General features: G+C 74.3%; 12 protein-coding genes. 9 read left to right on the top strand and 3 right to left on the bottom strand.

Features of this window, described 5'->3' with window-relative positions; all coding sequences use genetic code 11:
• The first annotated feature begins 16 nt into the window (after positions 1-16).
• The 3 genes from ABT263_RS18515 (at position 17) to ABT263_RS18505 (ending at position 2,248) form a co-directional block, all read left to right on the top strand.
• On the top strand, positions 17-544 hold the full coding sequence (locus tag ABT263_RS18515; protein ID WP_329489222.1) for a GNAT family N-acetyltransferase: 528 nt from the start codon (positions 17-19) through the stop codon (positions 542-544).
• Positions 545-650: 106 nt separating this feature from the next.
• Positions 651-992: a DUF4229 domain-containing protein gene (locus tag ABT263_RS18510; RefSeq protein WP_329489223.1), complete on the top strand. Its 342-nt coding sequence runs from the start codon at positions 651-653 to the stop codon at positions 990-992.
• A 62-nt stretch (positions 993-1,054) separates the two neighbouring features.
• Entirely contained in the window at positions 1,055-2,248 is a 1,194-nt protein-coding gene (locus ABT263_RS18505) for a LacI family DNA-binding transcriptional regulator (RefSeq protein ID WP_352291432.1), read from the top strand.
• Between the two features lie 221 nt (positions 2,249-2,469).
• Here the strand turns inward: ABT263_RS18505 and ABT263_RS18500 are convergent, their stop codons facing one another.
• Entirely contained in the window at positions 2,470-3,678 is a 1,209-nt protein-coding gene (locus tag ABT263_RS18500; RefSeq protein WP_352291431.1) for an MFS transporter, read from the bottom strand.
• A 428-nt stretch (positions 3,679-4,106) separates the two neighbouring features.
• Between ABT263_RS18500 and ABT263_RS18495 the strand changes: the two genes are divergently transcribed.
• The gene (locus ABT263_RS18495; protein ID WP_352291430.1) at positions 4,107-5,453 is read left to right on the top strand and encodes a dicarboxylate/amino acid:cation symporter; all 1,347 of its coding nucleotides are present in this window, start codon (positions 4,107-4,109) and stop codon (positions 5,451-5,453) included.
• A gap of 112 nt (positions 5,454-5,565) precedes the next feature.
• On the opposite strand, the gene ABT263_RS18490 is transcribed toward ABT263_RS18495, so the two are convergent.
• Positions 5,566-7,332 carry a DUF1906 domain-containing protein gene (locus ABT263_RS18490; protein WP_352291429.1) on the bottom strand — a complete coding sequence of 589 codons (1,767 nt, stop codon included), beginning with the start codon at positions 7,330-7,332 and terminating at the stop codon, positions 5,566-5,568.
• Between the two features lie 602 nt (positions 7,333-7,934).
• Positions 7,935-8,138, bottom strand: a complete 204-nt coding sequence (locus ABT263_RS18485; RefSeq protein ID WP_057227626.1) for a cold-shock protein — start codon at positions 8,136-8,138, stop codon at positions 7,935-7,937.
• A gap of 322 nt (positions 8,139-8,460) precedes the next feature.
• On the opposite strand from ABT263_RS18485, the gene ABT263_RS18480 reads away from it, so the two are divergent.
• The 5 genes from ABT263_RS18480 to ABT263_RS18460 all read left to right on the top strand — a co-directional run.
• The gene (locus ABT263_RS18480; RefSeq protein ID WP_352291428.1) at positions 8,461-9,360 is read left to right on the top strand and encodes a menaquinone biosynthetic enzyme MqnA/MqnD family protein; all 900 of its coding nucleotides are present in this window, start codon (positions 8,461-8,463) and stop codon (positions 9,358-9,360) included.
• Between the two features lie 161 nt (positions 9,361-9,521).
• Positions 9,522-11,231: a serine/threonine-protein kinase gene (locus ABT263_RS18475; RefSeq protein WP_352291427.1), complete on the top strand. Its 1,710-nt coding sequence runs from the start codon at positions 9,522-9,524 to the stop codon at positions 11,229-11,231.
• Positions 11,232-11,323: 92 nt separating this feature from the next.
• Positions 11,324-12,547 carry a cyclic dehypoxanthinyl futalosine synthase gene (gene mqnC / locus ABT263_RS18470; protein ID WP_329489229.1) on the top strand — a complete coding sequence of 408 codons (1,224 nt, stop codon included), beginning with the start codon at positions 11,324-11,326 and terminating at the stop codon, positions 12,545-12,547.
• 63 nt (positions 12,548-12,610) lie between these two features.
• A complete protein-coding gene (locus tag ABT263_RS18465) occupies positions 12,611-13,291 on the top strand; it encodes an amidohydrolase family protein (RefSeq protein ID WP_352291426.1) in 681 nt (226 codons plus the stop codon).
• A gap of 231 nt (positions 13,292-13,522) precedes the next feature.
• Positions 13,523-14,120: hypothetical protein (locus ABT263_RS18460; protein WP_352291425.1), on the top strand; the 598-nt coding region annotated here is incomplete at its 3' end.

The following is a 14,120-nucleotide window of genomic DNA, read 5'->3' as shown; positions in this document are numbered from 1 at the left end:
CACTAGGCTCACCGTCATGACGCTCGCCTTCACCCTCGACCCCGAGCCCGGTCCGGACCTGCGCGCCGACATCGTCCGGCTCTGGACCGACGTCACCAACGCCGGCGGTGCGGTCGGCTTCGTGGCGCCGGTGACGGAGGACGAGGTCTGGAAGACCGCCGACCCGCACTTCGCCGGCCTCGCGCCCGCCGGGCCGGACCGGCTGCTGATCGCCCACGAGCGGGAGAGCGGCCGGCTGGCCGCCCTGCTCTTCCTCGACTCCATGCGGTTCGGCCTGATGGACCACTGGCGGCTGCTCAAGCGCGTCATGGTGCACCCCGACTTCCAGGGCCGCGGCTACGGCGCCGAGCTGATGGCCGAAGCCGAGCGGGTGGCCCGGGCCTGGGGGCTGGAGGGACTGCGGCTGACCCTGCGCGGCGGTCTCGGGCTGGAGGCCTTCTACGCCCGCTGCGGCTACACCGAGGTCGGCCGGGTCCCCGCCGCGATCCGGGTGGCTCCCGGGGACGACCGCGACGACGTCACGATGTGGCTGGACCTGCGCTGACGGAGGGGCCGCGCGGGGGCCGGGTGACCCGTGCCCCGCGCGGCGCGGCGGGCATGCTTCACTGGGATACCGGTCCGGTCCCCGCGCAGAGAAGGATGTGTCCCCCGTGAGCAGCAAGGTGAGCGACAAGTCCCACGCCACGCTCCGTTACACCTCCATGCGGGTCAGCATCTTCCTCGGCTGCCTGCTGGTCGCCCTGCTGCTGGGCCACTTCCAGGTCATCCCGGTCAAGGGGCAGACCGGCGCGATCTTCCTGTTCCTGGTGGCCGCCGTGGTCTCGGCGCCGCTCAGCTACGTGCTGCTGAGCCGGCAGCGCGACGCGATGTCGGCCCAGATCTCCGGCAGGGTCGACGGCCTCCGCAGCCGGACGGCCGCGCGGATCGCCGACCAGAACGCCGAGGAGGACGCGGCCGACGACGCCGCGCGCGCGACCGCCCTGCAGGGCTGATCCGCGTCACCGCCGTGCCCGCCCCCGACCCCGAGCCGCCGGCCGAACCGGTGTCCGAACCGGTGTCCGAATCCGAGCCGCCGGCCCACCGCGAGCCGCCGGCCGGGCCGCTCTCCGAGCCGCTGCGCGAGCCGCTGCCCGGGCCCGCCGCGCCGCAGGGCGGGAGCGTCAGCGGTACCTGGCCGGCTCCGGTCCGCAAGCCCACCGGGCGGGACGTGGCACGGCTCGCCGGGGTCTCGCAGGCCACCGTCTCGCTGGTGTTCTCCGGCACCGAGGCGGGCCGCCGGGTCTCCGACGCCACCCGGGAGCGCGTCCGGGAGGCGGCTCGCAGCCTCGGCTACCGCCCGCAGGCGGCCGGCCGGCAACTGCGGCTCGGCCGCAGCGGCATGATCCTGCTGGCCGTGCCGAACATCCTCGGCCCGTTCTTCGGCCGGGTGCTGGAGGGCGTCCACGAGGAGGCCGGCCGACACGGCCTGGCCGTCGTGGTCAGCTCCGGCTGGGGGAGCGCCACCCTCGCCGACGCGGCCACCACCAGCCGGTTCGACGGCCTGCTGATCTGCTCCCCGGACGACAGCCAGCTCGGTGCGCTGCCCGCCGACACCCCCGCGGTCTTCCTGGACGCCGACCCCGGCACCGACCCGGCCCGGCCGACCGTCGAGCTGGACGTGGCCGGCGGCATGCGCGCCGCCGTCGAACACCTGGCCGGGCTGGGCCACCGGCGGATCGGCCGGCTGCGCTCCACCCACGCCGCCTACACCTTCCGGGTCCGCCAGGCCGCCTTCGAGCAGGCCGCCGCGGAACTCGGCCTGGACGTGGTCGAGCTGGGCGTCAGCCTCAACGAGGGCCAGCCCGCCGCCCGCGGCGCCGCCCGCCGGATGCTGGTGGGCCCCGACCGCCCGCACGCGGTGATCTGCGACGACGACGTGGTGGCCTCCGGGGTCTACCAGGCGGCCGCCGAACTCGGTCTGCGGGTGCCCGCGGACCTCTCGGTGGTCGGCATCGACAACATCCCGGTGGCCGAACTGCTCACCCCGCCGCTCACCACCGTGGACCTGCCCGGCGAGGAGCTGGGCCGGGCCGGGGTCGCGGCCCTCGCGGACCTGCTCCGCGGCGAGCCGGTCGCGCCGGTGCCGCCGCTGGCGACCTCGCTGGTGCTGCGCTCCTCGACCGCGGCCGGGACCGCCGCGGCCGGGAGCCCCGCCGCCGGCGCCTCGCCCGCCGGGACCTCGCCCACCGGGACCGGCCGTTCGGACTAGTTCGGACAGGTGAAATGCCGTCAGGACGTCTCGCGCCGCAGCGGCGGGCGAATGGACGGACGATGAGATTCCGGCGTGCGGACGCTCCGATCAACGGTCTGATCACCGACACCCCTGCCGGCCGGGACGGAGTTCGTCGGCCGGACCCGTCGACGTCAGTGACCGCGCCCATCGGCCAGACCACCCGGTCCGACGGGCGCGGTCACGTATGAGGGGTGGGTTCAGCCCACCGGTACCGGCTGCGCCACCGGGGCCGCCGGCAGCGGCTGGAACCAGCGGCGGGCGCCGAACAGCAGCAGCCCGCCCAGGCCGATCCCGCCGGCCGCGCAGAGCGCCACCGGGCGCAGCGAGTCCTCGGCGAGGTTGCCGGAGACGGCGTAGCCGAGCGAGTTGCCGGTCGCGAACAGCGTCACCAGCCAGGCGAACGCCTCGGTCACCGTGCCCACCGGGGCCAGCTCGGCGACCAGGACGAACGCGGCCGCCAGCAGCGGGGCCAGCCCGATCCCGGACAGGAAGGCCATCGCGGCCATCGCGTACGGCCCGGGCAGCAGCACCAGCGGGAGGTAGGAGACGGCCATCCCGAGCGCCATCACCCAGGTGCGGGTCGCCGTTCCGCTGCGCCAGCGCACCGCCCCGTACCCGAGCGCGCCGAGCAGTCCGCCCAGCGCGGCCAGCGCCAGCAGCGTCCCCGCGCCGCCCGGCAGGCCGCCCTCGTGCGCCTCCGCGTAGGCGATGAACAGCACGTTCTGGGCACCGACCGCCCAGCCGGCGCCGGCCAGGCCGATCAGCAGCAGTACCAGGCCGGGCGAGCGGAGCGGCCCGAGCAGACCGGCCGAGTGCGCGCGCGGCGGTGCCTGCCAGGCCCGGGCCGGTCCGGCGGTGGCCACCACCAGGGCCCCGGCCAGCCCCAGCCCGGCTGCCACCCAGAGCGCCGCGACCGGGCTGAAGACCCCGGCGATCCCGGCCACCGCGAGCGGGCCGGCCACGTAGAGGATCTGCTGCGAGGCGGAGTCGAAGGCGTACGCGGTGTCGAGCTGCTCCTCGGCGACGACATCCGGCCAGAGCGAGCGCAGGCAGGGTTCGAGCGGCGGCATGGCCAGTCCGGCGATCGCGGCGCCGACCGGTGCGGCCAGCGCCGAGCCCGGCGCGAGTGCCAGGAGCGCGTACCCGCCGCCCGCGACCACGGCGGAGGCGAGCAGCACCCGCGGCTGGCCGGTGCGGTCCACGATCCGGCCGAGGACCGGCCCGCCCACGGCGGCCGAGATCGCGTAGGCGGCGGTGGCCAGGCCGATCCGGCTGTAGGGGGTGCCGGCCTCGCGCAGGGCCAGCGCGATCACCAGGGCGGTCATACCGGCGGGGAGGCGGCCGAGCAGGGTGCCGAGGAGCAGACGGCTGACGTGCGGGGCGCGGAGCAGGGCGACATAGCCCATGGACGGTTCTCCGGGTCGGGGCAGGGGAGGGCGGGGACTCTCTCCAAGTTATACGTATAACTGCTGAGCGGTCAATCGGGCCCGTGGCGCGATCTGATGGTGCGTCAGCCTCGTTCGTGTCCGGATTTACCCTTGCGCGGGTCACATCTCAAACAAGTACTTTGAACATCTCAAACCTTTACTGCTAACGTATCGGCCATGACCACCTCAGGAGCAGCGCGGATGTACGGCTCGGGCCCGGTGCCCACGGCCGCCCGCGCGTGCTGCCTGACGGGTGCTGTGGACAGCGCGCGCCGTTGTCGTGCCATGAGCTGTATCCAGGCGGCACGCCCCTGACGGGGCCGCGTCCTCCCGTCCGGCCCACCCGCCGTGCCGCCTTCCCCGCCTCACCCCACCGTCAGCAACGCCCTCCCCGGAGCCGCACCGTCATGTCCACAGCGCCCGAGGCGACCTCGTCGCCGTCCGTGCTCGCCAGAATCCGCAAGACCCCGTTCTGGGTCCAGATCGTCGCCGGCCTCGTGCTCGGCGTCGGCCTCGGCTACCTGGCCCGCGCGGCCGACATCTCCTGGCTGGCCACCACCCTGGAGACGATCGGCAAGATCTTCGTCCAGCTGCTGAAGCTGGCCGTCCCGCCGCTGGTCTTCACCGCGATCGTGGTGTCGGTCGCCAACCTGCGCAACGTCACCAACGCGGCCCGGCTGGCCGCCCGGACGCTGCTCTGGTTCCTGATCACCTCGCTGATCGCCGTCGCGATCGGCCTCGGCCTGGGCCTGCTGACCAACCCGGGCCAGGGCACCGACCTGAAGACCGAGGGCCTGAAGGCGCCGAAGTCCACCGGTAGCTGGATCGACTTCCTGACCGGCATCTTCCCGACCAACATCGTCACCGCCTTCACCGAGGTCGAGGTCCTGCAGATCGTCTTCCTGGCGGTCGTGACCGGTGCGGCGATCATCAAGCTGGGCAAGAAGGCCGAGCCCGTCCTCAAGCTCAGCGAGTCCGTCCTGGAGCTCGTGCAGACCGCCCTCTGGTGGGTCATCCGGCTCTCGCCGCTCGGCACCCTCGGCCTGATCGGCAAGTCCGTCGCCAAGTACGGCTGGGACCTGCTGAAGCCCTTCGCCACGCTGACCATCGACGTCTACGTCGGCTGCGCCCTGGTGCTGTTCGTGGTCTACTCCCTGCTGCTGAAGTTCGTCGGCGGCCTCAACCCGCTGAACTTCTTCAAGGGCGCCTGGCCGGCCATCCAGCTGGCCTTCGTCTCCCGCTCCTCGGTCGGCACCCTGCCGGTCACCCGCCGCGTCACCGAGCGCCTCGGCGTCCCGAGCGAGTACGCCTCGTTCGCCGTGCCGTTCGGCGCGACCACCAAGATGGACGGCTGCGCCGCGATCTACCCCTCGCTGGCCGCGATCTTCGTCGCCCAGGTCTACGGCATCGACCTCGGCATCAAGGACTACCTGCTGATCGCCTTCGTCTCGGTCATCGGCTCGGCCGCCACCGCGGGCCTCACCGGCGCGATCGTGATGCTGACCCTGACCCTCTCCACCCTGGGCCTGCCCCTGGAGGGCGTCGGCCTCCTCCTCGCCATCGACCCCATCCTCGACATGGTCCGCACGGCGACGAACGTCGCCGGTCAAGCGGTCGTGCCGGTCCTGGTGGCGGCCCGGGAGAAGACGCTCGACCTGGTCGCCTACAACAACCCGCACGGTGACCTGTACGACGACGCCCCTGCGGCGACCGTCCCGGCGCAGGCCTCCGCGAAGGCCCCCGCCGCGGCCTGACAGCCGCACCCGCAGCACCACGGGCCCTCTCCCCACGCCGGGGGAGAGGGCCCGTTGCCGTCGGTTCAGCGGGCGGCCGGCCCGGCGGCCCGCCCGGGCGACGGCCGCCGGTTCACCAGCGGCCGGTGAGCGGGGTGTCGGTGGCCTCGCCGAAGCGGAGGCTGTAGAGCGGAGCGCCGGAGTCCTGGAACGCGCCGTAGAAGCTCGCCGCGCCCGGCCGGTAGATGCCGACCTTGTCCGTCCCGCTGCCGTTCCAGTCGCCCTTGACCGGGATGTCGCCGGTGTCGCCGAACAGGACCGTGTGGTCGACGCCGATCGACGTGTTGGAGTCGCTCAGGTAGAACCCGTGCGTGCTCGGCCGGAAGATGCCGATGGTGTCCTTGCCGTCGCCGTTCCAGTCGCCCACCATCGGGACGTCGCCGGTGTCGCCGAACGGGACCGAGAAGGTGACGTTGGCGTTGTCGTTGGTCAGGTAGAACGCCCGGTCGCCCGGCCGGTAGATGCCGATGGTGTCCTTGCCGTCGCCGTTCCAGTCCCCGACCAGCGGGATGTCGCCGGTGTCGCCGAACGGGACGGCGAGGGTGACGTTGGCGTTGTCGTTGGTCAGGTAGAACGCCCGGTCGCCCGGCCGGTAGATGCCGATGGTGTCCCGGCCCGGCCCGCTCCAGTGCCCGGTGAGCGGGATGTCGTTCGCCGAGCCGAACGGCGCGGCGTGGGTGAGGTTGCCGACGCTGTCGGCCAGCGCGAAGGTCTGGCTCCCGGGGCGGTAGATGCCGGTCTGGGTGGGCTTGCCGGTCGGCCTGGTGGTGACCTGGACGTCGAGGTAGTCCCGGTCGATGCCGATCGTGACGCCGCCCCAGGTCTCGGTGGCGTTGCCGTCGTACTGGTGGGCCCGCTGGTGCCCGGCCCAGGCGGTGCTCGGGAGCGCCGGGTCGGCGGTGTCCGCGACACCGTTCCAGCGCGCGGTGAACAGCGCGTCGGGCATGGCGTAGCCCTTGCCGCTCGCGGCCGTGGCGACCAGGTCCGCCATGCCGGTCGCGGCACTGCTGTAGAGGCCCGAGTTGTAGCCCAGCGCGTGGAGTTCGGTCGTCCAGGCGGAGAGGAACGGCTGGACCACCCCGGAGTAGGCCGCGACGTTGTAGGACTCCATGTCGTAGTACAGGACGCTCCCGGGGCCGAGCCCGAGGGCGGCGGCCTGCGCCACGGCGTCGTCGGCCGCGGCGGTGCCCTGCGCGGCCGGCGAGGTGATCCGCGACGCCTGGGCACCGACGTACACCGGCAGGAAGCGCCAGCCGGCGGTGTACTGCTGCTGCATCCAGGCGGCCGTCAGGTTGGGCTGGGCGCAGGCCCGGGCCGCTCCGCCGATGTAGATGCCGACGGCCTGGTAGGGCGAGTCGGCGCGCCAGGCGCTCATCGCGGCGGAGTCGGGTGCGGTGCAGGCGTCGAAGCCCTTGCCGGTGTACCTGGTCGCGTCGGCCGGCAGCGCGGGCGCGGCGGCCGTGGTCGCGGCGGCGGACCCGGTGGCGGGCGCTCCCGCGGCCGGCGCCGCCGCGGCCGGGCCCGGCTTCCGCGCGGGGCCGGCCGGGAACCCGGCCGAGGCGAGGATCGTCCGGACCAGCGCCTGGTCGTCGCCGTACACGCCGGTGGCCGTGACGCCCGGGGCGGTGACGCGGACCTCGCGGTCGATCTCCGACACGGTCGTGGCGGACGGGGCGCCCTCGGCGCCGGGCTCCAGGAGCAGCGCCTCGGTCCGGCCCACCAGGTGGGCGGGGCAGTCCTGCCGGGTCCCCGGCGTGCCGAGGTAGACGGCGTGCTGGTCGAAGCGCACGCAGGCCGTCGGATCGGCCGTCAGGTCGATCACGGGCCAGTCGGCCGGCACCGTGAACGTGTGTCCGAGGTAGGAGACGTTCTTGCCGGGGGCGGGCGAGGTGCCGGGCGCGGCCTGCGCCGGTCCCAGAGCCGCGACGGACAGGACCGCCGTCGCGCCGAGGGCGGTGAGTATTCGGCGGCGGGCGCCGGAATGCGTGGTGATGACGTTCTCCCTGGGGACACGGCCCCGGCGGTGCCGGGGCTCACGGCTGTGCCGCGCGCCCGGGCACCGGTGACCGGGTCGGGAGGCGGCAGCACAGCATAGGGATCACGTCTGACAGTCCGACAACACCTCTACGTTCCAGGAGGTGTCGCCACGAGCGGTGCCGGTCGGGCACCGGAGCCCGCCGTCCCGGGGCGGGCCGTCGGTCACGCCGTCGACCGGCGGCGGAGCAGGGGTGGGCGGGGCCGGGAGAGGGCCGGAGGGGTCCGCGGCCGCCGGGAGGGGGCACCTGTGCGGGGTTCCGCGAGACCGGCGCCGGGCCGGGAAAGGCAGGGGGCCCGGCAGTTGGCCGGGCCCCCTTGGGTACTGCTCTTGTGCTCATGATGACGGCCGCCGGGGGCCGTCTGCGGACCCGAGGGGTCCCGAGCGATCAGGTCATCAGAGGATGATCAGATAGCGGTAACGTTCTCCGCCTGCGGGCCCTTCGGACCCTGGGTGACGTCGAAGCTGACCGCCTGGTTCTCCTCCAGCGAGCGGAAACCGTTCGCGTTGATGGCGGAGTAGTGGACGAAGACGTCGGGGCCGCCGCCCTCCTGGGCGATGAAGCCGAAGCCCTTCTCAGCGTTGAACCACTTGACGGTTCCCTGAGCCATGCCGTTCTCCTTGCGAGGGACGTATTGGGGGCCACACCGTGTGGCACCCGGTCCGCTGCGCTGATCGCCCTGCCTCCGGACGGGTCCGGAGTTTTTCGATATTGCTGAAAAACTACAAAAAGCCTGCGGTTACATGCTCCGCAGGCTTCAAGTACTGCAAGGGGAATCAAACTGCAACTGAGGGCAACGCTAGCATGCGGTCGCGGTGACGACCAGGGGTGACTTACGGGCCGGACAGGGCGTGTCGCAAGGCCGGTGCGGGGCTTCCGGAAGGGCGGGCATACCCTGCCTGGAGGCCCACGAACAGCAAGGGAGCGGCGCAGTGGCGGTACCGGATGCGGAAACGCACGAGCCCCGGCAGAACCCCCCGGTCAGGCCGCGGGTCGGACACATTCAGTTCCTGAACTGCGTACCCCTCTACTGGGGGCTGGCCAGGACGGGCAATCTGCTCGATCTCGACCTCACCAAGGACACGCCGGAGAAGCTCAGCGACCAGCTGGTCGGCGGCTCCCTCGACATCGGCCCGATCACCTGCGTCGAGTACCTGCGGCACGCGGACGAGCTGCTGGTCCTGCCCGACATCGCGGTCGGCAGCGACGGACCGGTGATGTCCTGCGTGATCGTCAGCAAGGTCCCGCTGGCCGAGCTGGACGGCCGCCGGGTCGCCCTCGGCTCCACCAGCCGGACGTCGGTGCGGCTGGCCCGGCTGCTGCTGGAGGAGCGCGAGGGGGTGCGGCCCGAGTACTTCAGCTGCCCGCCCGACCTGGACGCGATGCTCGCCGAGGCCGACGCCGCCGTGCTGATCGGCGACCCGGCGCTGCGGGCCTACCTGGGACAGGCGGCCGACCAGGGCCTGACCGTGCACGACCTCGGCGCGATGTGGAAGGAGTGGACCGGTCTCCCCTTCGTCTTCGCCGTCTGGGCCGCCCGCCGCGACTTCGCCGACCGCAGCCCCGAGCTGACGGCGGCCGTGCACCGGGCCTTCCTGGAGTCCCGCGACCTCTCGCTGGTCGAGGCCGGCGCGGTGGCCGCGCACGCGGCCCGCTGGGAGGAGTTCGACGCCGGGGTGCTGGAGCGCTACTTCAGCGAGGCGCTGGACTTCTCGCTCGGCGAGCGGCAGCTGGCCGGCATGGCCGAGTTCGCCCGCCGGGTCGCCCCGGACAGCGGCTTTGCCCCGGACGTCACGGTCCGGCTGCTGGAGCCGGCACCGGCGGTGGTCTGACCCCGCCGGGGAGGTCCGACCGCGGGGGAGGGGGTGCACCGGTCCTTCCGCGCCACCCCTCCCGCCCCGCGCGGCCCGGTAGCGTCTGCACGCGAGATCCGTGCGGTCGGCGGTGCCTGGAGGGCGCCGGCGACGCCGGGCGGTCGAGGGGAGCGTGCGGGATGCGGGCACTGGGGGCGGACGACCCGCGACAGGTCGGCGGGTACCGGCTGCTGCGGCGCCTCGGCGCGGGCGGGATGGGCCGGGTCTACCTCGGCCGGACGGCCGGCGGCCGCACGGTGGCCGTCAAGCTGGTCCGCGGCGAGCTCGCGGAGGACGCCGAGTTCCGGGCGCGGTTCCGGCAGGAGGTCGCCGCCGCCCGCCGGGTCGGCGGCGCCTGGACGGCGCCCGTGCTGGACGCCGACACCGAGGGCGAGCACCCCTGGGTGGCCACCGGCTACGTGGCCGGTCCCGCGCTCGGCACCGCCGTCCGGGACTTCGGCCCGCTGCCCGAACAGGCCGTACGGACCCTCGGCGTCGGGCTCGCCGAGGCGCTGGGCCATGTCCACGGCCTCGGACTGGTGCACCGGGACGTCAAGCCCTCCAACGTCCTGCTGACGCTGGACGGGCCGCGTCTGATCGACTTCGGCATCGCCCGCGCGCTGGACGCGACCAGCGGCTTCACCCAGTCCGGCTACGTGGTCGGCTCGCCCGGCTTCATGTCGCCCGAACAGGCGAACGGGCAGCCGGCCGGGCCGCCGAGCGACGTCTTCTCGCTGGGCGCGGTGCTGGCCTTCGCGGCCACCGGGGTGCAGCCCTTCGGCGAGGGGGTGAGCGTGGCGGTGCTGCTCTACCGGGTGCTGCACGAGGAGCCGGACCTCTCCGGGCTGGTCGGGCCGCTGCGCCCGATCGTGCTGGACTGCCTGGCCAAGGACCCGGCCGCCCGCCCGGCCCCGTGGCAGCTCCGGGAGCGGCTGGACGCCGACGGCGCGGCCACCGTACGGCTCGGGCGGGGCGGCTGGCTGCCGCCCGCGCTGGCGGCGGGGGTCGGCCGAAGCGCGGTCGAACTGCTCGACCTGGAGGGGGAGGTGGAGGCCGGGGGAGCCGCCGCCCCGCGGCGCCCGGCCGCGGCGCCGGACCTGCCGGGCGGCCGGACCCCGACCGACCGGGTGCCGCTCGGCGGCGGGCCGGTCGGCCCCCAGCAGGCCGGCCACCGGGCGCACGACGATCCGCCCCGCGACGCCGTGCCGCGGGACCGGGTGCCGACCGGGCCGGAGCGGCCGGGGCACCGGGTGCGGAACGCGGCGCTGGTCGCGGTGGCCGTCCTCCTGGTGCTCTCGGCCGGCGGCTACGGCGCCTACCGGGGCTTCCGGGGCGAGGCGGCGGTGGAGCACCCGCCCACCGACGGGCCGACGGTCACGTCCTCGTTCAGCTGGTCGGCCAGTTCGACCTCCACCACCTCCTCGTCCACGACCTCCTCCTCCACCACGCTGCCGCCCGGCCCGGTGCCGCCGGGCACCGGCGGCCCGAGCGTCGTGCCGGCCGGCTTCCTCGGCACCTGGCGCGGGGAGATGACCACCGACAAGGGGCTGCCCGCCGGCACCACCACGCTGGTGATCGGCCCGGCCGCGGTCGGGCAGGAGAACACCACCAGCCGCAACGCCGTCACCGGGCTGATCTCGGTCAGCTGCGAGGGCGCCTGGACGCTGGACTCGGCGTCCGAGGGGAAGCTGGTGTTCACCTCCCGGCTGGTCCGCTCCTCGCTGCCGGGGGCGTGCAGCGGCGGCTCCAACGCGGAGACGCTCACCCTGCAGAAGGACGGCACGATCCGGTTCTCCTCCGCCGATCCGGCGGCCGGGAACCCGACCGGGACGATGCGGAAAGCGGCCTGACGCCGACGCGCGAAAGCGCTGGCGTAGGCTGGTTCGGCCGTACCCGGAAGCACTGAAACGCACAGCAGTACCGAGAGAGAGAAGGCCGCCAGGTGTCCGAGCTCGCAGCGACCACCCTCGATGCGCCCAGCACCGACCTGCAGGCCGTGCTCGACCGGGCGGCCGGCGGTGGCCGGATCAGCCCGGAGGAGGCCCTGGAGCTGTACCGCTCGGCGCCCCTGCACGCGCTCGGCTCGGCGGCCGACGCGGTGCGCCGCCGCCGCTACGCCGGTACCGAGCACATCGCGACGTACATCATCGAGCGGAACATCAACTACACCAACGTCTGCGTGACGGCGTGCAAGTTCTGCGCCTTCTACGTGCCGCCGAAGAGCGACAAGGGCTGGTCCCGCGACCTCGACGAGATCCTGCGCCGCTGCGCGGAGACGGTCGAGCTGGGCGGCACCCAGATCATGTTCCAGGGCGGCCACCACCCGGACTACGGCGTGGAGTACTACGAGCGCGCCTTCGCGGCGATCAAGGCGGACTTCCCGCAGCTGGTGATCCACTCGCTGGGCGCGTCCGAGGTCGACCACATGGCCCGGCTCTCCGGGGTGTCGGTCGAGGAGGCCATCACCCGGATCCACAAGGCGGGCCTGGACTCCTTCGCGGGCGCCGGCGCCGAGCTGCTGCCGGCCCGGCCGCGCAAGGCGATCGCACCGCTCAAGGAGTCCGGCGAGCGCTGGCTGGAGATCATGGAGGCCGCGCACGGCCTCGGCGTGGAGTCCACCTCCACCATGCTGATGGGCACCGGCGAGACCAACGCCGAGCGGATCGAGCACCTGCGGATGATCCGCGACGTGCAGGACCGCACCGGCGGGTTCCGTGCCTTCATCCCGTACACCTACCAGCCGCAGAACAACCACCTCAAGGGCTCGACCCAGGCGACCGTCTTCGAGTACCTGCGGATGATCGCGATCGCCCGGCTGTTCCTCGACAACGTCGCGCACATCCAGGGCTCCTGGCTGACCACCGGCAAGGAGGCCGGCCAGCTGTCGCTGCACTACGGCGCGGACGACCTCGGCTCGGTCATGCTGGAGGAGAACGTGGTCTCGGCGGCCGGCGCCAAGCACCGGTCCAACCTCACCGAGCTGATCCACCTGATCCGGGCCGCCGACCGCGTCCCGGCCCAGCGCTCGACCACCTACGAGCACCTGCGGGTGCTGGACGACCCGGCCAACGACCCGGTCGACCCGCGGGTCGCCTCGCACATCGCCTCCACGGCGATCGCGGGCGGCACCGCGCACCCCGAGCTGAAGATCCTCGACAACGGCTGACGCCGGCGTCCGGGGCGCCCGCCGCAGGGGCGCCCCCGCCGGTCCCGCAACGGTGACCTCGCCATGCTGACGCTGCACCGGGCCGCCCTCGTGCTGCCCGACCCCGCCGACCCCACCGCCCCGTCCGTCGCCGACGGGGCGGTGCTGGTGCACGGCGAACTGATCGCCGCGCTGGGCCGCCACGACAAGCTGGCCGCCGCCCACCCCCGGGCCCGGCCGCGCGACTGGGGCGACGCCCTGCTCACCCCCGGGCTGCGCAACCCGTACGGGCACTGGCTGCTGGAGAGCGCGTACCACCCGGACCCGCGCGAGGAGCTCGGGGACGCGCCGGTGCCCGGTGGACTGCTGGGGGAGGCCGACGAGGCGCGCTGCGGCGCGAGCGCCCGGCGCGGGCTGCAGCGGATGCTCGGCTCCGGGGTGACGGCGGTGGCCGGCCCGTTCGAGCGGGCCGCGGTGCGGACGGCGGTGGCCCGGTCCGGGCTGGCCGCGCTGCCCGGTCCGGCCGGTCCCCCCGGCGCGGAGGGGCCGCTGGACCCGCTCGCCGTGCTGCCGCTCGCGGCGGCGGTGCACGGGCGGCTGGCCGTGGGCGGGCGGGCCGACTTCGCGGTGTTCGCGCCGGCCGGTGCCGCCGGTGCCGGTGCGTCCCGTGCCGGTGCCTCCGACGGCGCTCGCGGGCCGGCCCCGCGGCCGGCCGGCTGTCTGGCGACGGTCCTGGCCGGGCGGTTGGTGTACCGCCGACGCTGAGCCCCGGCTACTCGCGGGTAGCCGGACTCCCGTGCGACGTACGGTCGTTCCTTCGTGTGCCGCCGAACTGCGGTGTCGGCCATATTGTCTGATTCACCCTTCGCCGTGACCTGAGGGCCCGCCAGCGGATACGATCCCGGCAGCTCAGTCCGTACCCTCACCACGCACCACCCGTCCCCGCGGGTGGCGGGGCCCCGTCCCAGGCCCCGAAGGCTAGCCAGGACAGGAACCATGCGATCCGCGACCGTCCCCCCGCCGCGCTTCCCGCGGTTGGGCCGTGGCTGGTACCTCACCGCCGTGCTCAGTGCCGTGCTGGCCGTCGGCATGTGCCTGCTCGGCTGGCGCCAGACCGAGCAGGCCGACCGGATCGGCGCGCACCCGGTGAGAGTGGACGGCGTCGTCACCCAGATGCCCTCGGGCGGCGGCTCCTACAGCACCGTCAGCTACCGGGCCGCCGGCCAGCAGCACACCGCCGCCGCGCTGCCGCTGGCGGACGGCGCCAAGGTCGGTGACGCGGTCTGCCTGGAGCACGCCGCCGACGACCCGGGCGCGGTCCGGATCTGCGGCGCCACCTACCCGCAGCCGGTCGGCGTCGGACTGGCCCGGTTCAGCGTGCCGGTGGCCGTCGTGCTCTTCCTGGTCTGCGTGCTGAGGATCCGCCGGCACCGCCGGGCGGTCGCCATCCGCAGCGGCACCGGGCGGTTCGCGACCACCGTCGCGCTGGCGACCGGCGCGCTGGCCGAGGGGATGCCCGCGATAACGCAGGGCAAGCGCTCGCGCCGCAGGCGGCGTTCGGGCGGGCGGCGCGGCCGGCGCAGGGGGCGCGCCC

Origin of the sequence: Kitasatospora sp. NPDC001603, from assembly GCF_040298365.1 — a bacterium.
In the GTDB taxonomy this organism is placed as follows: domain Bacteria; phylum Actinomycetota; class Actinomycetes; order Streptomycetales; family Streptomycetaceae; genus Kitasatospora.
This window is presented reverse-complemented; position numbering and strand designations above follow the sequence as displayed.

Coding starts and splice junctions, on each gene's coding strand:
- ABT263_RS18515 (WP_329489222.1), top strand. CDS start 17: ATGACGCTCGCCTTCACCCTCGACCCCGAGCCCGGTCCGGACCTGCGC.
- ABT263_RS18500 (WP_352291431.1), bottom strand. CDS start 3,678: ATGGGCTATGTCGCCCTGCTCCGCGCCCCGCACGTCAGCCGTCTGCTC.
- ABT263_RS18495 (WP_352291430.1), top strand. CDS start 4,107: ATGTCCACAGCGCCCGAGGCGACCTCGTCGCCGTCCGTGCTCGCCAGA.
- ABT263_RS18485 (WP_057227626.1), bottom strand. CDS start 8,138: ATGGCTCAGGGAACCGTCAAGTGGTTCAACGCTGAGAAGGGCTTCGGC.
- ABT263_RS18475 (WP_352291427.1), top strand. CDS start 9,522: ATGCGGGCACTGGGGGCGGACGACCCGCGACAGGTCGGCGGGTACCGG.
- ABT263_RS18465 (WP_352291426.1), top strand. CDS start 12,611: ATGCTGACGCTGCACCGGGCCGCCCTCGTGCTGCCCGACCCCGCCGAC.